Raw genomic sequence first — 23298 nt, 5'->3', positions numbered from 1 at the left:
GGAACGCTGCGTCTGATTAAGACCAAGACCAGTGATGCCTATAAAAAAGAGAAAATGATGATGTTTAAAACTTTCCTAAAAACGACCCTGATTTCATCACTACTTGCAGGCGCATCATTGGCGCAGGCAGGCTGGTTTGCACAAGCCAGTGAATCCTACCTTGTTCAAGCACGTCTTACAGGCGGTGGGGTTTATCAATGTCTTTATAAAACCAATCCTGGCAACCGTGGTTGGCGTAATTTCACGGTGAACTTTCAAGGTGGTTGTCCACGTTTTGTTCACTTTAATGCGCAGAATGGTCAAGTCACTGTGCCCAACTAAATGAGGGGAACATTCAAATGACCCAAAAAACGATATTGGGCTTGGCGGCAATCTTAGCCCTGACCTTGATCAGCATCGCAGGCTTCTACTTCTTTAGCCCTAAACACGCAACTGAAAAAACGGTTCCAGCCAGTACTTCTGAGGTCAGCTCTGCACAACCTTTAGAATCTGCCAATTCAGAAGCAGTATCCACTGAGATTGCAGCAGCAGAAGTGGATGGGATCGATGTCAAAGAATTGACCACGGGAAGCAAAAGTCTGAGTCCATCAGATCATGAACCTGAATTGCTGAATTTTGAGTTTGATCAAAACCTTAAGGCGGCGGATACCTTACTGTCGATGCTGCCTTATGATGAACTGCCTGAATCTGAGCAGGACAATATAGACAAGTATCAACGCTATATCTTTGCCAAAGCCGCAAAAGATACAGGCAAATCAGTGCAAGACTTTAGCTTGCAAGAACATGGCGCACTGGAATCGGAGCAAGCGGGTAATCGCTACTACGTTTATAAATTTGATAACGGCACAGACTGTGAAATCCATTTGGCCAGCATTGATTTAAATACAGGCGATTATGGCGTGAGCTATAACTACTGCTAAGGATGAACTAGATGAAGCAACTTTTAAAACCCTTACTCTTCGCAGTGACTACAACGACAGGCATCATGTTGAGTGGGTGTAATGCAGGTCTTGATCCAAACACATTTACGGTCGAACTCGATGTAATTGATACCAGTAACTGGTATGCCCAAAATCAATCCGCTACGGTATTGACCATCCGTTCCAATATTGCAGAGCCTATTGATGTCAGCCATGTTTCTGTCAATCATGGACAATGTCGTTATGAAGGCTATCGTCGATCATTGGAATATCCGCAGCATTTTAAGATGGGGCAACGTTTAAGACTAAAATTAACAGACTGTAGCTACAGTAATGTGGTGCAGGTTGATGTCGAAACAGATAAAGGCACTGCAAGCTATAGCTTTCAATAGCGACTCTCCTCGACAAAGCAAAATTTAAATCAAACCGTGTCCTCAATGGGCACGGTTTTTTTATGCCCTTCATTCAGCACTTTGTACTGAATTCATTTCGCAAGGAATACCCATGTCTTTTATTCGATGTCCCTACTGTCAGTCTACCCAGGTCAGACAAACCGATTCAGGCAATGCGCATGCCAATTATTTTGAGCAACTACAACGTTGTATCTCACCAACACAGATGGCGATGTTTGGCATGCAGGTCGCTCGCAAGTCAGGCTTTTCACCGCTCTTCGGTGCAGCTGTTGGGGTAGTGGTAGGTGGCGTACTGGTGGTGGTGAGTCAGTATGCCTTTGAAAAATACTACAGCAATGCCGAGCAGTATCTCTGTCTGGATTGCCAACAAGCGTTTGCATGGGTGCCGTAATCGCATCTCTAACTTTACACGGTTACATCTTTCACTTTTATTTAAGGAATAATCAAAATGGCACATCAAATTGAACAAATGGCGTATGTCGGTCAAACCCCATGGCATGGTCTAGGCAATCAACTTAGCCAAAACCAACCGATTGAAGTCTGGGCCAAGCAAGCAGGTATGGATTGGCGTATTGAATCATCCAATGTCAGCTACATGGCTCAAAACTCACGTGGACAAAGCATCATTATGCCCTATGAGGAACAGCGGGTATTGTACCGTTCAGATACTCATGCGCCTTTATCGGTGGTGAGTCAGCGTTATCAAGAAGTCCAACCGATGGAAATTCTGGAGTTCTACCGTGACCTGACCGAACAATCGGGGTTTGAGTTGGAAACTGCGGGTGTCTTAAAAGGTGGGAAAAAGTTCTGGGCTTTGGCACGTACAGGACAAACTGCAGAATTGAAAGGTGGAGATGTCAGCAATGGCTATATTCTGCTGGCAACCGCATGTGATGGCACTTTAGCCACCACCGCACAATTCACCAATATCCGTGTGGTGTGTAACAACACTTTAGCCATTGCCTTGCGTGGACAGAGTTCCAATACAGGCGTGGTCAAAGTACCGCACAGCACCAAGTTTGATGCTGATAAAGTCAAAGATCAACTCGGTATTTCAGTGAAAACATGGTACGACCATATGTATGAAATGAAACAACTCACCCAACGTAAAGTCACCCAGAAAGAAGCAGCGGCTTATTTTGATGCGGTATTTAACAATAATAGCCTAAGTGCGATGGAACAGGAGGATAACATTATTCAGTACTACCGTAATGTTGCATCCCAAGCCAATCCACAACCCAATAAAACTGAACCGAATGGACGTGCCATGACCAAAGTCATGAATATGTTTAATGGGCAGGGACGTGGAGCAGACTTATCTTCAGCCAAAGACACCGCCTATGGACTACTTTGTGCAATTACAGAATTTGTGGATCATGAACGTCGTGCGATGAGTACCGATCACCGCCTTGATTCTGCTTGGTTTGGTGCAGGGGCAGCATTGAAACAACGGGGATTGGAGCAGGCTTTACATTTAGCCGCTTAAGCTTGATTTAATCTTTAGACTTTATCATTAGAGCATCTGATCAGCACGATCATGTGTCCTCCTCATTAACGATCCCTCTTTGCCACATCTTCGGATGTGGCTTTTTTTATGCCGTTTTAAAATCAATGATAGAAGGATAAACCCATGAATCAGATTATAAACCCAACAGTAACGTCTCAATCTCAGTATTTACCAACTGTAGCCAATGACAAGCTTAAACAAAGTCAATCAGGTTCAAAACGTAGTTTAAATGCCAAACGTCTGATCAACACCAAACAATTGGACTATCAGGCATGGCTGGAAGTGCGTAAACAGGGAATAGGCAGCAGTGATGCCGCAGCTGCCTGTGGCTTGAATCCCTATATGTCGATGCTAGAACTGTGGATGATTAAAACAGGACGGGTACAGCAAAACATCGAAGATGAAAGCTCAGGGCATGCACCTTTATATTGGGGTAAACAGTTAGAACCCTTGGTCGCAGAATACTACAGCATGCACACCAATAATAAAGTCCGTCGGGTCAATGCGGTGTTACAGCATCCTGATCCTGATAAAGCCTTTATGTTGGCGAACTTGGATTATGCCGTGGTGGGCAATGAAGACGTGCAAATACTGGAATGCAAAACCGCAGGAGAATATGGCGCTAAACTGTGGCGAGATGGTGTGCCGTTATACGTGTTGTGTCAGGTACAACACCAACTGGCGGTGACAGGTAAACAAGCGGCACATATTTGTGTCTTGCTGTGTGGGCAGGAAACCAAAATCTACAAAGTCAGTCGTAACGAAGCCCTGATTGAACAGATCATTCAGGCAGAACGATTATTTTGGGAATGTGTTGAAAATGACGTTCCACCAGCAGTGGATGCCAGTGAATCGGCAGCCAAAGCTTTACAGCAGCTCTATCCTGAACATACCCCACTGAGCTGTGTTGATCTAACGGAGGTGAAACTTGCTAATGAACTGTTTGATCAGCTGATAAAGGAAAAACAGCAGATTGAACAGCACCAAAGTCAGTTTGACCTACTCAAACACCGTGTTCAAGCACTGATGCAGGAGCATGAGCGTGCTGTATTTCAGCAAGGTTCAGTGACATGGAAGAAGAGCAAGGACAGTATCAGCCTAGATACCAAGTCCTTACTTCAGCACCAACCTGAACTCATCCAACAATACCCATTGCAGAAAGCAGGCAGCCGTCGTTTCAACATTTATCACGATTAGCTCAAAGTTTAGAGTTAATCACTCAGCAAGAAGCAATTTGAAATCCCGTGTAGCCCTGCATGGGATTTTTTTATGCCGATTTTAATTTAAGCAAACAGTGCAACACATCTAAACATATCAACGACAGAGGAATTTCAACATGATTAAAGGTCTAGCCATTACACCGCCAATTCTTGGGCGGATCAGTATCGGCAAGGTTGTCGAAAAGAACGGGAAACGCATCCCTGAAAAGGATGACCAATTCACCATTACCAGCCAAATCCAAAGCAAAGAGAGTGGTTGGATAAAACATCCACTGGATGATCAGCTTCGAGCGAATATTCTCAATCAAAAGTTACGCTCAATCCCGGTCAGAATGATCTTCAATGATCCTGACTTAAACCTACGTGCAGAATACAGCCTATTTGACCGTCAGACTGGACGGCCAGTCTGTGTCGGTAACGGTGAAACATGCCAGCGTTTAACCAATCAAGGCGTAGAGCAACATTCCTGTCCATCCCCTGATTTATGCCCATTGGCTCAAGGAGGGAACTGCAAGCCCTACGGTCGCCTGCATGTGAATTTGGATGATTCTGATGAATTTGGCACCTTTATTTTTAGAACCACAGGCTTTAACAGTATTCGGACTTTGGCTGCGCGACTGAGTTATTACCATGCAGCGTCTAATGGTTTGTTATCTTGCCTCCCATTGCAGTTGATATTGCGTGGTAAGAGTACGACACAGAGCTATCGTCAGCCAGTCTATTACGTGGATCTGACTTTAAGAGAAGGGATTAGCTTGAATGAGGCGATTATTCAGGCGAAGCAAATTGATGAACAGAGCAAGCAGGCGGGGTTTTATCAGGAAGCTTTAGACTTTACCGCAAGGAAGGGTTTTGCCAATGCACGGTTTGAAACGGATATAGAGGAAGGGTTAGAGGTGCTGGAGGAATACTACCCTGAACAAGAACAAAACCGTACGGTGGAGCAACAAGCTTCGCATGAAGGGTTTGTGCAGAATATTCAGCAGGGGTTGCAGCAATCAGTCAGACCCGTCAACTAATCGGTTGGTTGGAAAAGAGCAGCTTTCTAGTTTGCTCTTTTTTACGACAGTATTAGTCGTGGGAGTCGTCAAAGTACTATTTTAGCTATAGTTATCCCGTTAAAATAACAAGACTTAATTAGTCTCTATTTTTTTTGTTAAGTGCATGACTTTTAATAGGTCGTAGATATGCTAACTTAGCAACATTGTTTAACATTAAGTATAAAACCAAAGCGGTTGATCTTGGATTGAGGAAATAAAATGCATTCATTGGAACAAAAATTTCTAAATGACTTAGATGACAAGCTTTGGAAAGCCGCCGATAAATTACGCAGCAGTCTGGATGCCGCTAACTACAAGCATATTGTTTTAGGACTGATTTTCTTAAAGTACGTATCAGATGCTTTTGATGAACGGCAATCTGAACTCAAAGAATTGTTTGCACAAAAAGACGATCACAACATCTATTACATGCCGCGTGATCAGTACGACAGCGAAGAAGAATACCAACAGGCTATTGCTGATGAACTAGAAATACTGGATTACTACCAAGAAAAAAACGTATTTTGGGTGCCAAAAGCAGCACGTTGGTTAAGTATCCGTAATGCAGCAGCACAAGCGATTGGCTCTATCATTTGGCAGGATGAACAAGGGCAAGATGTCAAACTACGCTCTGTATCCTGGCTGATTGACAATGCCTTTGATGAAATTGAAAAAGCCAATCCAAAGCTTAAGGGTATTCTGAATCGTATTGGACAGTACCAGCTGGACAATGACAAGTTACTTGATCTGATCAATACTTTTTCTGACACCAGTTTTACTAATCCAGAATATAACGGTGAGCAACTCAGTCTGCACAGTAAAGATATCCTCGGGCATGTCTACGAATACTTTTTGGGACAGTTTGCCTTGGCTGAAGGGAAGCAAGGTGGGCAGTACTACACGCCTAAAAGTATCGTCACCTTAATTGTTGAAATGTTGCAGCCTTATAAAGGTCGTGTGTATGACCCTGCAATGGGTTCAGGCGGATTCTTTGTATCCAGTGAAAAGTTTATTGAACAACATGCTCAGGAAAAGCATTACAAAGCCTCCGAACAGAAAAAGCATATTTCTATTTATGGGCAGGAAAGCAACCCGACCACATGGAAACTGGCCGCCATGAACATGGCGATTCGCGGGATTGATTTTAATTTCGGTAAGAAAAATGCTGACAGCTTTCTAGATGATCAGCATCCAGACTTGCGTGCCGATTTTGTCATGGCTAACCCACCTTTTAACATCAAAGATTGGTGGCATGCTTCTTTAGAAAGTGATGTGCGCTGGAAATACGGCACACCGCCACAAGGCAATGCTAACTTTGCTTGGATGCAGCACATGCTGCACCATCTGTCACCTACAGGCAGTATGGCATTGTTACTTGCCAATGGTTCAATGAGTTCCAATACCAACAATGAAGGTGAGATCCGTAAAAACTTGATCGAAGCCGATCTGGTGGAATGTATTGTTGCATTACCAGGACAACTGTTCACCAACACGCAAATTCCAGCTTGTATTTGGTTCTTGACCAAAGATAAAAAGAATGGCTTGTCTTTAGATAAAAAGAAAGCTAACCGTGAAGGCAAGACCCTGTTCATCGATGCCCGTAATCTAGGCTATATGAAAGATCGTGTACTGCGTGACTTTACCGATGCCGATATTGCCAAAATCACCCAGACCTTGCACGCATGGCAGCAGGGCGAGAACTTTGAGGGTGAAAAGTATCAGGATGAGAAAGGTTTCTGCTTCTCTGCTGAGTTAAAAGATATTCAGAAGCATGACTACGTACTGACTCCGGGACGTTATGTGGGTGCAGTCGAGCAGGAAGATGATGGCGAGCCATTCGCTGAGAAAATGTTACGTTTGACTGCTCAGCTCAAAGAGCAATTTGCTGAAAGTGCGGTCTTGGAAAGTGAGATTAAAAAGAATCTAAAGGGCTTGGGCTATGAGTTCTGATCATCCTTTATTGCAAGAAATTCAGAAGGGTGAAAGTCAAACTCTTGAATTTAAAGAGCAGTTACCGAAAGGGCAACAGGTGGCAAAGACCCTGATTGCTTTTGCCAATACCAGTGGTGGTAAGCTGGTAGTTGGTGTAAGTGATGATCGCCAACTCGTAGGTATTCAAGATGATATTTTTGAGTTACAAGATCAGATCACTTCGATGATCAATGAACTGTGTGCGCCCAATATTCTGCCGTATATCTATATCGAGAATATCCAAGGCATTGAGTTGCTGGTGATTGAAGTCAGCCGTGGTTCATTATTGCCTTATTATCTCAAGCCGCAAGGCAAGGCACAGGGGACCTATATCCGTCTAGGTGCAAGTAATCGTGTAGCATCGTCTGAGTATATCCAGCAACTTGAATTGCAGCGTCTGAACCAGACCTTTGATGAACAGCCGAATCCGCAATACAGTTTAGATGACATAGATTTACAGCCTTTAAAGCAAGCCTTTGCTGAGGTGGGTAAAGAGCTGTCTTTGCAGAAGATGCGGAATCTCAAATTGATCATTCAGCAGAATGGACAGGACTACCCAAGTCATGGGCTGCTCATTTTGTTGGGGCTTTATGAGCAGGTTGAGATTAAATGCAGCCGCTTTAAAGGCACGACCATGACAGTATTTTTGGATAAAAAAGAATACCGTGGCGACTTATTTAGTCAGTTGAAGCAAACAGAGCAATTCATCAAAAACCATCTGCATCTACGAGCAGAAATTTTAGGTTTACAGCGCACAGAAAGTTTTGAAATTCCAATCCCTGCTATTCGTGAAGCCTTGGTGAATGCAGTGCTGCACCGTGACTATAGCAATGCAGGGCGTGATATTAAGGTTGGCATTTATGATGACATTTTGAATATCGTATCGCCAGGTGGATTACCAAATGGACTCACTGAAGAAGATTTAGCGCAAGGTCGTTCAGAGATACGTAACCGTGTCTTGGCTCGTGTGTTTAAAGAATTGGGTTATATCGAGCAGTGGGGCAGTGGGATTGCCCGTATTAAAGATCTATGTTTGGAGGCAGGTAATGCCGAACCTCAATTGAAAGCACAAGGTGATTTTGTCGATTGGGAATTTTACCGTCCTTCGATTGAGCAATTAGGTGGCTCAATAGGTGGCTCAATAGGTGGCTCAATCCAAGAAGATATGCTGACAGATCGGCAAAAAGAGATTTTAGATTTAATTCAGCAGAACCCGAAAATTTCCTATCGTGCTATGGCGGAGCAACTTGCTATTAATGAGTCAGCAGTGAAAAAGCATCTGAATCATTTAAAAGATGCAGGTTGGCTTGAGCGTATGGGTGGAACTCGTGGCTATTGGATGATTAAGAAAGAATTTGGGGGTGATGTGTGAGTATAATTTTCCAAAAAATCATGTTGGAAGAAATTGGTCAAATAGTGACAGGTAAAACGCCATCTTCTAATGTTATCGGAGCATTTAGTTCATCTGGAATTCCATTTGTAACACCTAAAGACATGGATGGTAGAAGGTGGATAGAAACCACTGAGCGTTATCTATCTGAAGCAGGAAGGCAATCATTAAAAAACTATCTTGTTCCTAAAGATAGTGTAGCTGTTTCGTGTATTGGTTCAGATATGGGAAAAGCTATACTTTTAAAAAAGGATTCTGTAACTAATCAACAAATAAATACTATTATTGTTGATGCTAGTAAACATAATCCTAAATACATTTATTATGTTTTAAGTCTAAAACAGGAGGAATTGAAGAGTATTGCAGGTGGCTCAGCAACTCCTATCTTAAATAAGGGGCACTTTAGTAAAGTTGTAATTGAATTACCTGATAAAGTTGATCAAGATAATATTGTTCAAGTATTAGATTCACTAGATTGTAAAATTGAATTAAATAACCAAATTAACCAAAATTTAGAATCTATGGCTCAAGCCATTTTTAAAAGTTGGTTTATCGACTTTGAGCCTGTACGCGCCAAAATTGCAGCTAAGCAGGAAGGCAAAGACACTGAACTTGCTGCCATGTGTGCTATTAGTGGTAAGAGCGAAGCTGAACTGAAGCAAATGGCTGAAGATGATTTGGCTGAGTTACAAGAAACTGCTTCATTGTTTCCTGATGAGTTGGTGGAGAGTGAATTAGGTGAAGTGCCGAAGGGGTGGGAAGTAAATAGCTTAGGAAATATATGTAATTTTACTCCTGGTTCAGCATTTAAACCTGAATATCAAGGGCAAACCCAAGGAGAGATTCCTTTTATCAAAGTTAGTGATATGAATCTCAATGGTAATGAGATTTTTATTGTTAAAGCAAACAACTATATTGATAGTAGCCTTCAAAAAGAAAGGAAATTTAAACTTCATGAAGAGGGCGCGACAGTATTTGCAAAGATTGGTGTGGCACTTATTTCTAACAGAAGAAGAGTGTTAACGATGCCTACTATTATTGATAATAACATGATGTCAGCTTCTCCTTTGAAAGGATTATCAACTCCTTACTATTTGTATTTATTATTGAAAACTATAGATTTTAATACATTAGTGTCAGGTACTGCCTTACCTTATTTGAATGTTTCCGATCTAAGAAAAATTTTAATCGTTCATCCAATTATAAATTTATTGAATAAATTTGAATTAATGGCTAATCCTCTTTTACAAAAAATAAAGTTGAATTCTATGCAGTGTGAGGGGTTGGTTACTTTACGAGATAATTTACTACCAAAATTATTGTCTGGTGAAATTGATGCCTCTGTATTAAATGGAGAGCATGGATAAGCCATGGATCAATATCAGCAATATGATTGGGATCGAATTCCTGTTTGGAATAAGGACAACCTAAAAGACAGTTTTATTTTAATGAATGATCAGATTAATGGCCGTATTCCTGTTACAAAATTAGAGCATTGGAATCAATTTACTTCATTTTTGGAATCAGAATTTTGTAATCGTAAAAGGGTGGATTTGGTTTTTCGTGGACATAGGCGTTATGACTGGGGGCTAACACCAACTTTAGCTCGGTTTAATGAACAAAATACAATTGATGAAGAGTTGGCTGAGGCGCAGTTGAAACTTTTTCGTAAAGCTATACGTGGCAGAATTTCTGATCACTCTTTGTTTAATAGTGGTGATAAGCGAGAGGATGATGAGTTGTGGGCAATTGGTCAACATTATGGATTGAAGACGCCATTGTTAGATTGGACATATTCACCTTACGTCGCTTTATTTTTTGCTTTTGCTAAGGCAGATGAAGCTGAGGAAACAGATAATCCCTATAGAGCCATTTATATTCTAAACAAAACGGCTATCTCAGATGATGAGTACTTTAATGATATTCGAGTGCTAGAACCTCGAAAAGATGATCATGGACGTTTGGTCAATCAAGCGGGACTTTTTACTTTTTCACCTTATGGCCTCACGATTGAAAATAAATTGATCGAAGTTCTTGGCAGTGAAGATTATCCAGATGATGAATTAAAAAATGCTTCGCAGAAAGCAGAAGAAGAGCCAGCTATTTTGGCTAAATATATCTGTAAAGTTTTTGTTAAGAATGAGCAGCAGAAAGAATGTTTGAAATTTTTGCGTCGCATGAATGTTCACCATGCGAGTTTATTCCCAGATCTTATTGGCGCAGCGGACTATTCCAACATATTAATTGAAGAGTGGGAGCAACATAGACAAGATAAAAAAGCCGTTCTTTTGAAGCCAGAGCCAATTGTTATTGCTCCACCAGGCATTCATGCTGAGATTTTTATACCTAGTCCAACTATAGAATCGCAGGATATTACATCTATTGTTAAATTATTACATGGATCTTTGTCTCAAGATGAAGTTGTAGAGAAAGATTTATTAGATAGGGTCGCCTACGAAATTGCGAAAATTCTTACAGATTATAAAAAAGTCGATTTTGAAGAAAGAAATGATCTTGCCTTAGAGTTGAAGGCAAAGCTTAGAATAGTTTTGCGAAAACTAGAATACCCAGAAAATAATAGAGAATCAGTTATTTACAATATTTTAGGTTTTCTTATGAAACAGGAAGTTCAATCATGAACGAAACACAACTCGAAAACTTATGCCTCGATTGGTTCTTAGAGAATGGTTGGGAGGTCGTTTATGGTATTGATATTGCGCCCGACAGCAGTAATCCCCTACGCAAAGACTATAAACAAGTCTTAATTGAATCAGACTTACATGCTGCATTTGAACGATTAAATCCGCATCTTCCCATAAATTGTTTTGAACAAGTCTTACAAAAGCTGAATCAACCTGAAAGTTTAGATATTGTCACCAATAATCGCGCTTTCCATCGTATGTTGTTGGAAGGTGTACCTGTCACGTATAAGAAGCAAGATGATTGGGTACATGACCATGCCTTCTTAGTGGACTTTAATCATGTGCATCAAAACCGTTTTGTTGCGGTCAATCAATTTACGATTCTAGGCACTAAACAACCTCGACGCCCTGACATCATCTGTTTTATCAATGGTATTCCGTTTGCCGTATTGGAGCTAAAAAGCCCAACCGATGAAAATGCAGATATCTGGGATGCCTTTAACCAGTTGCAAACTTACAAAGAAGAAATCTCGGATCTGTTTGTATTTAATGAAGCTTTGGTAGTCAGTGATGGTGTAACAGCACGTGTCGGTTCACTGACGGCGAATCAGGAACGCTTTTTACCGTGGCGTACGATCAAGAATGAAGATGATAAACCCGTTTTAGAATGGGAGTTAGAGACAGTTATTCGAGGCTTCTTTGATCGAGAATTGTTCCTAGATTACATTCGATTCTTTGTGTTGTTTGAAACAGATGGCGAAAAGACCATTAAGAAAATTGCAGGCTATCATCAATTCCATGCGGTTCGGGAAGCGGTACATGCGACCATTGCAGCAGCCAATCCGAATGGGGACAAAAAAGCAGGCGTCGTTTGGCATACCCAAGGTTCGGGTAAAAGTATTTCCATGTGTTGCTATGCAGGCAAGCTTTTACAGCAGCCCGCTATGCACAACCCAACCTTGTTAATCGTGACTGACCGTAATGACTTAGATGGACAGCTCTTTGAAACCTTTAGCAATGCTCAAGAATTATTAAAACAAACGCCAGTACAAGCCAATAACCGTGATGAGCTGAGAAAGTTTTTAGCTGAGCGTGAGTCTGGTGGCATTATCTTTACCACGGTACAAAAGTTTGCATTACTGGAAGGTGAGAGTGAGCATCCATTGCTGAATGGACGCCACAATATTGTGGTGATGTCAGATGAAGCACATCGTAGCCAATATGGTTTGAAAGCAAAACTAGGTAATGATGGCACATACAAGTTCGGCTATGCCAAGCACATGCGCGATGCTTTAAAGAATGCTGCTTTTATTGGCTTTACTGGAACCCCTATTTCGAGTGAGGATAAAGATACCCGAGCTGTCTTTGGCGACTATGTCTCCATCTATGATATTCAGGATGCCGTCGATGATGGTGCAACCGTCCCAATCTACTACGAGTCACGCTTGGCAAAGCTAGATATTAATCAGGCTGAAATCGAAGAGCTATCTGATCAAGTCGATGAGGTTGTAGAAGATGAAGAAGATGTTGGTAACCGAGAAAAGACTAAAAGTGAGTGGAGCCGACTAGAAAAGCTGGTGGGTGCCACACCACGGCTGAAACAGATTGCTGCGGATTTAGTCGCACACTTTGAAGCCCGTACAGAAGCCACGGCGGGTAAAGGCATGATTGTGACCATGAGCCGCGAGATCTGTGTCCACCTTTACAATGAGATTATTGCCTTACGTCCAGATTGGCATGACCCTGATCCTGAAAAAGGAAAAATCAAAATTGTGATGACGGGTTCAGCTTCAGATAAACCATTATTACAGCCGCATATCTACAATAAGCAAACTAAAAAACGCCTTGAGAAACGCTTTAAGGACGTAAACGATCCTTTACAACTGGTGATTGTACGCGATATGTGGCTTACAGGTTTTGATGCACCGTGTACGCACACCATGTATATAGATAAGCCAATGAAAGGCCATAACCTCATGCAGGCAATTGCACGTGTGAACCGTGTCTTTAAAGATAAGCAGGGTGGACTAGTTGTTGACTATATCGGCATTGCTAATGAATTGAAGCAGGCCTTAAAAACCTATACCGATGCCAAAGGGAAAGGTGAGCCGACTTTACGTGCAGAAGAAGCCTATGCAGTGCTTGCTGAAAAGATGGATGCAATACGAGGAATGTTCGCCAAAACCAACGAACAGGCAGGTATGGATTTGAGTGCTTACGAAACTCAGGCACATCGACTGATTATCCCCGCAGCCAACTATGTGCTGAGCTTGAAGGATGGTAAAAAGCGTTTTCTTGATTTAGTTCTGGCAATCAATAAAGCCTTCTCTTTATGCAGCACCTTGGATGAAGCGAAGAATCTGCACAAAGAAATTGCCTTTTACTCAGCCATTAAAGCGGTCATTAGCAAGCATACCTCTGTAGATCGTAAACTGTCGCAAGCGGAAAAGGACAGTACGCTAAAACAGATTCTGGATAATGCTGTCATTGCTGATGGTGTAACAGATGTCTTTGCAATGTGTGGTTTAGATAAACCTAATATTGGCTTGCTTTCAGATGAGTTCTTAGAAGATGTACGGCAGATGCCATATCGTAATTTGGCAGTTGAACTTCTGGAAAAGTTGTTGAATGACGGCATTAAAGCAAAGACACGAAACAATGTGGTGCAGGAAAAACGCTTCTCTGACCGTTTGCAGGAAACCTTGAGGAAATACAATAACCGAGCGATTGAAACTTCTCAGGTCATTGAAGAACTCATTCAAATGGCAAAAGAATTTCAGGCAGAAATGCAGCGTGAAGCTGCACTTGGTTTGAATCCAGATGAAATCGCTTTCTACGATGCCTTGGCGAATAATGAAAGTGCTGTCAGAGAGCTTGGAGACGATACGCTGAAACAGATCGCAAGAGAGATTACCGAGAAGCTTAGGAAATCAACGACAGTGGATTGGCAAGTTCGGGATAGTGTCCGTGCTCAGCTTAAGATTCTGGTTCGTCGTACCTTGCAGCGTTGGAAGTACCCACCAGATAAAGCGGCTGAAGCGATTGAGTTGGTGATGAAGCAGGCTGAAACATTGTCGAATTCTTGGACTAAGTAAGATAAATATACACTGACCAATTTAAATAAATGAATAGAGAGGGATAATGACTACTTCTAGCAGAAAAGTAACTCATGATATTGCATGTGCGTATTATAAATTAAATTTTAAGTGTGAGAAAAAGCCTAATCAACCAAGGGGTAAATTTTCTCATTATTTGAAAATTAGTGATGTTTTTGATTTCATAGCACAAAATAATCATAAAGATTTAGTAGTTACTTCTCTCAAAGGTCGCTATGTATTCTCAATAAAAGAGGTTAAGAAAAAAGGTAATAATCTTTTATTGTTGATTGAGAGATCTGATAAAGAGCATGAAGATGTACGAATTTACAATCGTCCAAGCGATCAAACTAAATTAGTTCCATTTGAAGATGGTGATGAATTACAACGATTTTTTCACGTGGTCGTTAATTTGGATGCTCAAGCTCCTTTCTCTTCGAGTATTTTGGTCGAACAGTATGCAGGCGGAACAGGCTATACTTTTGCGTACATACTGACAAAGATACTACATGATTTTAATACTAATCATATTCAACCAGACTTTTTTAAAGTCCCTTATGAAGGTGGTGGATTAAATGAAGATGGTACACCTAGATTAGTAGAGTTCAGAATTAAAGCGAATGTTGATAATGTTGCAGGCATATCTTTGCTCGATCGTGCTGCGGAAGGCAATTTACTCAGTATAAGTGCTATCGAGGAAACAAAAAAAAGCAGAATTGAAAGTGATCCAATGTTGGTCATTGCTAAGAAAGAGTTCAAGTATATTCCGCAACAAACAGTTTTTTTGGATCAAAATGGGCAAATTCTTGAAAGAGGTCTTCTTCAACAAGCAATGAATTCTGTCTTATCGAAAATTAAAAAAGATGCATCATTAGGCGAGGATTTTTTTTATAGAATTCGATGTAAAGAAAAATCGCGCATGATGAGTGTAGACATTAAAGGTGACTATAAGGAGTCAGATTTTGGTGTCAAAATAGATTTTATTGAACAATTTGAACGTCAGACTGTGACGCAAGATGTGAAAATGGATGAGCAATTATTTGATAAAATGATTGCGCTATTGGCTGCACATGTTAGATCGGAGAGTTCAAACAATGAAGGATCTACTCCTTAAACCGCTAGAATATTTATACATTGAATGGGCTATCGATGATCTAAATGGGAAAAATAGAAAGCCGATCTTTGATTGGTACTTACCAATTGTGTGTTCGTCTTTAGTGACCATTTTTTTCTATTTCACTTATTCAGAATCTCTTTCTCAATTCAAAATATTTTTTGAATCTAAGGGATTTGAAGTGCTTGGAAATTTTATATTGGCTTTACCTGGTTTCTTGTTCGCAGCTTTAACAGCAGTTGTATCGTTTGGTAATAAAGAGTTAGATATTACAGCTAAGGTAAATCCGCCTATTAACGGTGACGGACATGAAATTTCTAGGCGTAGGTATTTGGCAAATGCTTTTTCTTACCTAACGTTTTTAAGTTTATTTTTACTCTTTGTGACGATTTTTATAAATTATTGTTATAGCGCAAAAGTATTGAATTTTGGTTCAGAAATTTACAAATATGCTTATTTAATATTAAGTTTTTTATATTTTATATTCGTATTTCAGATGTTTTTCATTCTCTGCATTACTCTTTACTATATAGGAGATAAGGTGCATCAACCAATGAACTATGATCAAAAGAAATAGCAGAGCTTTAAGATTCTTGCTTACTGTTACTTAAAAAATTATAAATTACTCCAAATTTACGCCATTCTATTTTTACTGTTAATTTAAGTTTTTGATAAATATATATAATTAAAAATTATTCGTCCAATCCATCATCGGGGCAACCGAAATGCGAGGCTGTAAAGATTGCAGAGCAGTCATGGCATAAACCTGAAATAATGAAAAACCGAAGCGCGGATTATACGGGGTTTGATGAAAAATCGACAGTTGCTTGCAGCGATCATTGCCTTTATTAAAGTCTTAAAATCAACTGTGCAGTCAGCTTAGAATTTGTATGTAATTTAACTTTTTAGTATGTTGGAGATATGACCACAACAGGGAAAATAACATGTTGGTTCTAGAAGAAATGTATAGGAGTAAAAAAAATGAATATTCTACGCCTTTTAATTTACGTATCCAGCGCAGTTTAAGCTGGTTTAAAAAAGCCCTGATACTTCATGATGATCTTGATCTACAGTTTATTACGGTATGGGTGGCATTTAATGCATTGTATGCACAGGAGCAAGCTGCTGATCAGGAGCAGTACACCTTAAGACATTTCCTCAGCTCGATGTGCCATAAAGATGTTAATCAAAAAATATTTCACATCCTCTGGGAAAAACAACAGTCAACCATTCGATTACTCCTGAGTAATCCATATCTGTATCAGAGCTTTTGGGACTGGCGTAATCAGAAAATCAGTGAGGCAACATGGCGCTCAGCTTTTGCCACAGAACAACAACAGCTCCAGCACATCTTGCAAAACCATGATTCAGTCAGCCTGTTGGTATCCCTGTTTAGTCGCTTGACGACTTTATATCAACAGTTAAGTCGAGGCGGAGCGACCTACAATAGTGCTATTAACCGGAAACAATTAGCCAATGCTTGGAGTATTTTATCTGTATTGGTACCGAGCTTTATCCAAATTTTATTGGAAAATGTCGAAAATATAGAGTTCAATCAGCCATTTTATCCCGTGGTGCAAGTATCCTGAGGTGAATGATTTGAAATAGACAGCAAGATCAAAAACTGTTTCATTTGCAATTTTATTTTGAAAGAGGCATGCTGCGAGCGTGATAACGCATATCCAGAAATGCAAAAAAAGCAGCGCAGAGTACCAAACTCACTCCTGCAATACAGGTCATCTTCCAGCCGCCATGATGCCATGCATAGACTCCGAGTGCAGAACCACAGGCTCCACCAATAAAGTAAGAAGTCATATAAATAGAATTAATCCGCGATTTGGCATCTGGACGTAGACGGAAAATAATATTTTGATTACTGGTGTGCACAATGGTCAGGCCCAGACTGATTATGCCGTAGCCAATCATATAACTCAGCAAAGACTGCCCACCGAAATAAAGAAAAAACCAGCTCACAATCAGCGTTAACAGGCCGATCCAGGTCAGTGACTGGGTATGGCCCTGATCGGCAATTTTGCCAATTTTCGTTGTAGACAATGCACCAAACACTCCCGCCAGCGTTACAACACCCACCAATACATCGGAAAGATGAAACGGGGATGAGGTCAGTAAAATGGCAATGGTCGAAAACAGGGTACTCATGGAAGCAAATACAAAACCACCAATCAATGAACGAAATCCTAAACGCGGTTCCTGTTTCAGTAAAATCGCCATGGATTTAAAAATTTGTGTATAGCTCATTTTTAGTATGGTGATGTGGGGCAGTTTGGTTTTGAGTAGAAAGGCTAACATCAGCATCAATATGGCACTGAGCATATAGATCAGTTTCCAGTTGAACAGGTTGGACATTAAACCCGCAAGACTGGTGGATAGCAGTAGTCCGACCAGAAGTCCACTCATCAGGAAGCCGACCACTTCACCAGTTTTTTCAGGTTTGAAGGCCATGGTGGCTAGAGGAATCAGGACCTGTGCTGCGACCGAAAATAGCCCTGTAATTATGGTTCCCAGCCAAAGCATGGGTAAGTTGACGGCAAAAGCACATAGAAATAAACCGATGGCAGTCATGACCATCAGTAAAGGAATAAATTTGGTTTTATTGACAATGTCACCCATTGGAACAATAAACAACAGGCCCAGTGCATATGATACCTGGGCAAATGTCACGGTTAAGGCGACTTGTGATTCAGGAACATGAAAATATTGCTGGATGGAATGGATTAAAGGCTGGCAATAATAGTTGGCTCCCGCACACAGACCACAGGCTATGGCCATGAGCCAGAGTAAAGATTTATCCTGGCTGATGTCGAGAGAAGTTTTCATAACCATCCTTGTTTTGTTTCAGGTAGGCAAAGTTTGCCGGTATTGTATGTACATGTAGAGTATAGCAGCCCTATCAGTCTGGACTTACCAATATAGGGGAAAAGCAATCTCTATTCGGTGTTCTGTGACTATTTTAAAAGCCGTATTTTTTAGCTTGCGGCAGACTTTGATTAGACCAGACAAAAATTAATGTGAGAATTTCTTTTTAGCCAGAGTAATCATCATGACGCCAATGATATTGAGCATACAGCCTAGCCATTGAATGGCATTTAAATGTTCACCTAAAAAAATAGTGGCCAAGATAATGGTCAGAATCGGGCCAATTGAAGCAATCATGGCAGACTGTGCAGCACCTAAGCGGACAATACTCTGTGCCATCAGTACCGTCGGTAAAACTGTGACCAGCAGGCCTAAGGCAATACCGTACCCAATTACACTGACAGGTAGCTGGGTGAATAAATGCAAAGGCTGCGGCGTGGCAATCATGTAATGGGTTAGGGAATACTCAGTGCCAAACCGGTAAAATTCCATGAACCAAAACGTTGAATCAGTCGTGGAGTAAGCAATAAGTACCCGGCAAAACATACCGCACTGGCAAAGACCAGACTGCTTCCAAGCCAGAAATGACCTTCATGTGCGACGTTGCTTTGTTCCTGCAACATCACAATGACCGTACCGCCGTAACTTAAGGCGATGGCCAGCATACTTTTTAGGCTAAGTTTCTGCTTATAAATGGCACTGGAAGCCAGAACCGTCAGGGTGGGATAGAGAAATAAAATAATCCGTTCCAGTGAGGCACTGATATACATCAGACCAACAAAATCCAGCCAGCTTGAAAAGTAGTAACCCATGAGCCCTGCAACAATCAACAAACCCCAGTCTTTCGCTGCCAGTTCTTTATTATGATGACGGTTAAACCAGCACAGCAGCAAAAAAAACGGTAAGGCACTTGCCATACGCAAAGCCATCAGTACCGTGCCATCGACCAAAGGCGACAAGGCATAGGTTTGCTTGATAAAAATGGCTTTGGTACTAAACAGGAAAGCAGCACCAATCGCAAATAATGAACCTAATTGTGTTTGGCTTAGAGTCGGTTTCATTTTACCTGCTTGATTAGGGCTTCTGATCCGAAGAAGATCGAGACAAAGTTGAATTATAAAGTTTTTAAGCCTCGAGGTTAAATGCAAAAAGATGCGAATTATAATTCCAATTAGGAATGATTGATGCTTAGAGCCATTTTCTAGAGGTTACTGACAACTGGCTTGGCTTCTCTGGAAAGTGAGTTTTGTTTTTGTCTGAATTTTATTCAAGCACGTTTGTTTAGAAGCGTTATATCGCTATGCCTACTCTTTTAAAAGTAATAAAAACAAGAAGATGAGTATCAAAAATAAATTTTTGCACTAAATTTGTGCATAAAATGTTGAATTGAGACAAATACAGTGTAAAACATCATCAAGCGAAATGGCTGTAAAATTTTTTTTAATTAATTTTTTGAATTACCTTAGACTTAGGGCGAATAAGCATTAAATAACAAAAAAACATAAAAATAAGCAAAATCAGCATTTTTTCTGATATGCAGCTCCAGACTTGATTTAGGCAAAACCAGATAGGCAATCGCTTATTTTTTAAGGGAACAAGTCCATTCAAGATGTCATTCTGGCCAATAAAGGGGGAGAAAATTATTTAAATTTACTCAGTCGATAACTAAATCAAGCAACTTTCTAGGTATTTATTTAAATTCTGATTAAAGGAAGAATGTCAGAAAGATCAATTTTGTGGGACAAGCCGGCTGGAAATGGTGAACGGAAAGGTCAAGATAAGGATTTATAGCTTTTTCAGGCTGGCATTTAAAGTCATGAAGACGAGCTAAAATTAAAGTAAAACCGACGAATCCTATATGAAACTATTATTTTTATGAATCATCAGTTCAAAATATGGGTATTTATTAAATAAATATTGGGTAGTAATTTAAAAAAGTTCAATTAGAATCCAAAAATTCAACAAAAACGCATCCTGGGGGAAACATTGCTCACCGCGATGTTTACTGAAGAAAAATTAGCTTGAGGAACGCTCATGCAGATTGGAATCCCAACCGAAACTGTGGTCGGTGAAAATCGTGTGGCTGCAACGCCAGAAACAGTAAAGAAGTTGATCAGTGCTGGTCATACTGTAGTCATTGAACGTAGAGCAGGGGTAAAAGCTGCTTATATTGACAGTGCCTATGAACAGGTCGGCGCCAAAATTACCGATGATGCCTATACCGGCAGTCAGATTATTTTGAAAGTTCGTGCCCCTCAAGGTGATGAAATTCAAAAACTTGCAGCAAACACCGCAGTGATTGCAATGTTTGACCCGTATCGCAACACTGAACTTGATCAGTTTGCAGCAAAGCAGGTTTCTGCATTTGCACTGGAACTTTTACCACGTACGTTGTCCCGTGCACAAAACATGGACGTGCTGTCTTCTCAAGCCAACTTGGCCGGTTATAAATCGGTACTTTTGGCGGCAGCAGAATATCAACGCATGTTCCCAATGCTCATGACGGCTGCGGGTACGGTAAAACCGGCCCGTGTGGTCATCATGGGGGTTGGGGTTGCCGGCCTGCAAGCCATTGCGACTGCTAAACGTTTAGGTGCTGTGGTTGAAGCCACCGATTTACGTCCAACTGCACGTGATCAGGTCGAATCACTTGGCGGTAAATGGCTAGACGTACCAATGTCGGATGAAGAAAAGCAAAAAGCTGCGGACGCTGCTAAAAATGGTTATGGCTGGATGCCAGGTGAGCAATATATCAAAGACCAGGCGGCCATTGTCGATAAAGCTGTTTCTAATGCCGATATCGTGATTACCACTGCACTGTTACCCGGCCGTGATGCACCGCGTTTAATTCGTGCTGAAACGGTGGCCAAAATGAAACCGGGTTCAATCATTCTGGATATGGCGGTTGAATCAGGCGGTAACGTGGAAGGTTCCAAGTGCGGTGAAAATGTCGTGACGGATAATGGCGTGACCATTTTGGGTATTCCGAATATCCCATCTACAGTTGCGACCGAAGCCTCAGCACTGTATGCACGTAATGTCTTTAATTTCCTCGATACCCTTTTTGATGCAGAGAAAAAATTTGCCATCAATCCGGAAGAAGAAATTCAAAAAGCCCTGCTAGTAACTCATGGCGGTCAAGTGCTGCTGAAGCGTGGTTAAGGAGAGTCATCATGGTTGAAACGATTACAATTTTCGTCCTTGCCATTTTCGTAGGTTACTACGTGGTTTGGGGCGTGACACCTGCATTACATACGCCATTGATGGCGGTAACCAACGCCTTGTCATCGATTATTGTGGTGGGTGCGATGTTGCAGACGGTTGGCATTCCGGGTTTGGTTGAAGCCAATGTGCAATTCCAGAGCATCAACGTGGTCAGTATTTTGGGTGCAGTGGCAGTATTTCTGGCAAGTATCAACATTTTTGGTGGCTTCGCCGTAACTGCACGTATGCTTGAAATGTTCAAGCCAAAGCAAAAGAAAAAAGAGGGCTAAAACATGGAATTCATTCGAGACTATGCGGATTGGTTCTACCTGGTGGGTGCCGTTCTTTTTATCTTAACTTTACGTGGTTTGTCTGGTCCTAAAACAGCAATTGCCGGTAACCGTTACGGTATGATTGCAATGGCCATTGCCGTGATCACCACCTTCTTTGTTGCTGATCATCCTGTGGTCTGGATGATTGGCGGCGCAATGGTGTTAGGTGCGATCGTAGGTATTGCCCGTGCACGTACCGTTCCGATGACGCAAATGCCGGAAACCGTTGCATTGATGCACTCATTAGTGGGTTTGGCTGCAGTGCTGATTGCGATTGCTGCGATTCTGCATAACAACCAGTTAACGGCACTATTTGCACAAAATGAAGCGGCATTAACAGCTGCGGGTGTTGAACATGCCCACATGAGCAAAGTTCATCTTTTTGAATTATTTGTGGGTTGTTTCGTTGGTGCGATTACCTTTACCGCTTCAGTATTTGCTTACGGTAAGTTGGCTGCGAAAAAATGGGCGAAAACCATTTCGGGTGGCTGGGTTAAACCGCTACAGGCGATTATTTTCCTGGCGATGCTTGGTTGTGGTTTTGTGTTCTTCTCAACTGGCAATATGCAGGCTTTCTGGGCGATGACAGCTCTGGCACTTGCCTTCGGTTGGGTATGGATTGCACCGGTCGGTGGCGGCGATATGCCAGTGGTGGTATCGCTGTTGAACTCATTCTCTGGCTGGGCTGCGGCAGGTATTGGTTTCACTTTAGAAAACAATATGTTGATTGTTGCGGGTTCACTGGTGGGTTCTTCAGGTGCAATTCTGTCTTACATCATGTGTAAAGCCATGAACCGTTCAATCATCAACGTCTTGTTTGGTGGTGCGATGGGCGGTGCAGCAGTTGCATCAGCAGATAAAGGTGAGCAAGTTCAACGTAACCACCGTTCTGGTTCAGCAGATGACGCAGGCTTCCTGATGTCAAATGCGGATAGCGTGGTGATTGTACCGGGTTATGGTATGGCGCAAGGTCGTGCACAGAATGCGGTAAAAGAATTGTGTGAGATTTTGAAAGAGCAGGGCGTAAAAGTACGTTTTGCGATTCACCCGGTAGCAGGTCGTATGCCAGGTCACATGAACGTATTACTTGCTGAAGCAGACGTGGCGTATGAAGACATTCTGGAAATGGATGAAATCAACTCGGACTTCCCGGCAACTGATGTTGTGTTAGTCATTGGTGCAAACGATGTCGTTAACCCGGCAGCGAAAGATGATCCAAGTTCACCAATTTACGGCATGCCGATTCTGGAAGCGCATAAAGCACGTACTATTATGGTGATCAAGCGTTCTATGGCAACCGGTTATGCGGGTCTGGACAACGACTTGTTCTATAATGAAAAAACCATGATGATTTTCGGCGATGCCAAGAAAGTCGTAGAAGACATGACTAAAGCTATTAACGGCGGCGGTCACTAAATCCACGCTTCAAAAGTCCCTCTTTCATAAAGAGGGATTTAGGGAGATTAAAACCACCTTCTGGTGGTTTTTTAATTCTAGAATATATGACTTTTCAACAATTAAATTGAAGAATAGTGCAGAGCACACTTTTATCAGGCTATGGTTTCTTGTTTTA

General features: G+C 41.4%; 19 protein-coding genes and 1 pseudogene. 18 read left to right on the top strand and 2 right to left on the bottom strand.

Annotated features, from left to right (window positions below; genetic code table 11):
* The first annotated feature begins 60 nt into the window (after positions 1–60).
* From FTU91_RS02410 to FTU91_RS02340, 15 genes are all read left to right on the top strand, one after another.
* Entirely contained in the window at positions 61–321 is a 261-nt protein-coding gene (locus FTU91_RS02410) for a hypothetical protein (RefSeq protein ID WP_180080783.1), read from the top strand.
* A gap of 17 nt (positions 322–338) precedes the next feature.
* The gene (locus tag FTU91_RS02405; protein ID WP_180080756.1) at positions 339–920 is read left to right on the top strand and encodes a hypothetical protein; all 582 of its coding nucleotides are present in this window, start codon (positions 339–341) and stop codon (positions 918–920) included.
* Positions 921–931: 11 nt separating this feature from the next.
* Positions 932–1312: a hypothetical protein gene (locus tag FTU91_RS02400; protein WP_002058070.1), complete on the top strand. Its 381-nt coding sequence runs from the start codon at positions 932–934 to the stop codon at positions 1310–1312.
* 112 nt (positions 1313–1424) lie between these two features.
* Positions 1425–1724: a hypothetical protein gene (locus tag FTU91_RS02395; protein ID WP_002126054.1), complete on the top strand. Its 300-nt coding sequence runs from the start codon at positions 1425–1427 to the stop codon at positions 1722–1724.
* 57 nt (positions 1725–1781) lie between these two features.
* A complete protein-coding gene (locus FTU91_RS02390) occupies positions 1782–2819 on the top strand; it encodes a DUF932 domain-containing protein (RefSeq protein WP_180080755.1) in 1038 nt (345 codons plus the stop codon).
* Between the two features lie 144 nt (positions 2820–2963).
* Positions 2964–4037: a YqaJ viral recombinase family protein gene (locus FTU91_RS02385; RefSeq protein WP_180080753.1), complete on the top strand. Its 1074-nt coding sequence runs from the start codon at positions 2964–2966 to the stop codon at positions 4035–4037.
* 139 nt (positions 4038–4176) lie between these two features.
* Positions 4177–5079, top strand: a complete 903-nt coding sequence (locus FTU91_RS02380) for a hydrolase or metal-binding protein (protein WP_180080751.1) — start codon at positions 4177–4179, stop codon at positions 5077–5079.
* A 240-nt stretch (positions 5080–5319) separates the two neighbouring features.
* Positions 5320–7050: a class I SAM-dependent DNA methyltransferase gene (locus FTU91_RS02375; protein WP_180080750.1), complete on the top strand. Its 1731-nt coding sequence runs from the start codon at positions 5320–5322 to the stop codon at positions 7048–7050.
* A complete protein-coding gene (locus FTU91_RS02370) occupies positions 7040–8443 on the top strand; it encodes a helix-turn-helix domain-containing protein (RefSeq protein ID WP_180080748.1) in 1404 nt (467 codons plus the stop codon). Before FTU91_RS02375 ends, FTU91_RS02370 begins: the two co-directional genes overlap by 11 nt.
* On the top strand, positions 8440–9828 hold the full coding sequence (locus FTU91_RS02365) for a restriction endonuclease subunit S (RefSeq protein WP_368856198.1): 1389 nt from the start codon (positions 8440–8442) through the stop codon (positions 9826–9828). Before FTU91_RS02370 ends, FTU91_RS02365 begins: the two co-directional genes overlap by 4 nt.
* Positions 9829–9831: 3 nt before the next feature.
* Positions 9832–11100, top strand: coding sequence for an FRG domain-containing protein (locus FTU91_RS02360; RefSeq protein ID WP_180080746.1), 1269 nt, complete (start codon positions 9832–9834; stop codon positions 11098–11100).
* The gene (locus FTU91_RS02355; protein WP_180080744.1) at positions 11097–14198 is read left to right on the top strand and encodes a type I restriction endonuclease subunit R; all 3102 of its coding nucleotides are present in this window, start codon (positions 11097–11099) and stop codon (positions 14196–14198) included. The genes FTU91_RS02360 and FTU91_RS02355 overlap by 4 nt, the downstream gene beginning before the upstream one ends.
* A gap of 46 nt (positions 14199–14244) precedes the next feature.
* The gene (locus FTU91_RS02350; protein ID WP_180080743.1) at positions 14245–15312 is read left to right on the top strand and encodes a hypothetical protein; all 1068 of its coding nucleotides are present in this window, start codon (positions 14245–14247) and stop codon (positions 15310–15312) included.
* The gene (locus tag FTU91_RS02345; protein ID WP_180080741.1) at positions 15293–15889 is read left to right on the top strand and encodes a hypothetical protein; all 597 of its coding nucleotides are present in this window, start codon (positions 15293–15295) and stop codon (positions 15887–15889) included. The genes FTU91_RS02350 and FTU91_RS02345 overlap by 20 nt, the downstream gene beginning before the upstream one ends.
* A gap of 367 nt (positions 15890–16256) precedes the next feature.
* Positions 16257–16901 carry a HEPN domain-containing protein gene (locus tag FTU91_RS02340; protein ID WP_086195873.1) on the top strand — a complete coding sequence of 215 codons (645 nt, stop codon included), beginning with the start codon at positions 16257–16259 and terminating at the stop codon, positions 16899–16901.
* Positions 16902–16953: 52 nt separating this feature from the next.
* Here FTU91_RS02340 and FTU91_RS02335 read toward each other — a convergent pair whose 3' ends face one another.
* Together FTU91_RS02335 and FTU91_RS02330 are read right to left on the bottom strand one after the other, a co-directional pair.
* On the bottom strand, positions 16954–18150 hold the full coding sequence (locus FTU91_RS02335) for an MFS transporter (protein ID WP_180080739.1): 1197 nt from the start codon (positions 18148–18150) through the stop codon (positions 16954–16956).
* A gap of 186 nt (positions 18151–18336) precedes the next feature.
* Positions 18337–19250: pseudogene (locus FTU91_RS02330) on the bottom strand (DMT family transporter).
* A gap of 973 nt (positions 19251–20223) precedes the next feature.
* Here FTU91_RS02330 and FTU91_RS02325 point away from each other — a divergent pair.
* The 3 genes from FTU91_RS02325 to FTU91_RS02315 are packed head-to-tail and all read left to right on the top strand — an operon-like array spanning position 20224 to position 23141.
* Positions 20224–21351 (top strand): Re/Si-specific NAD(P)(+) transhydrogenase subunit alpha, encoded by a 1128-nt coding sequence (locus tag FTU91_RS02325; RefSeq protein WP_086195870.1) that lies wholly within the window; start codon positions 20224–20226, stop codon positions 21349–21351.
* 11 nt (positions 21352–21362) lie between these two features.
* Positions 21363–21683 (top strand): proton-translocating transhydrogenase family protein, encoded by a 321-nt coding sequence (locus FTU91_RS02320; protein ID WP_086195869.1) that lies wholly within the window; start codon positions 21363–21365, stop codon positions 21681–21683.
* A gap of 3 nt (positions 21684–21686) precedes the next feature.
* Entirely contained in the window at positions 21687–23141 is a 1455-nt protein-coding gene (locus FTU91_RS02315) for an NAD(P)(+) transhydrogenase (Re/Si-specific) subunit beta (protein WP_180080736.1), read from the top strand.
* Positions 23142–23298: the final 157 nt, after the last annotated feature.

The organism is Acinetobacter sp. YH12201 (genome assembly GCF_013418145.1).
GTDB lineage: Bacteria > Pseudomonadota > Gammaproteobacteria > Pseudomonadales > Moraxellaceae > Acinetobacter.
This window is presented reverse-complemented; position numbering and strand designations above follow the sequence as displayed.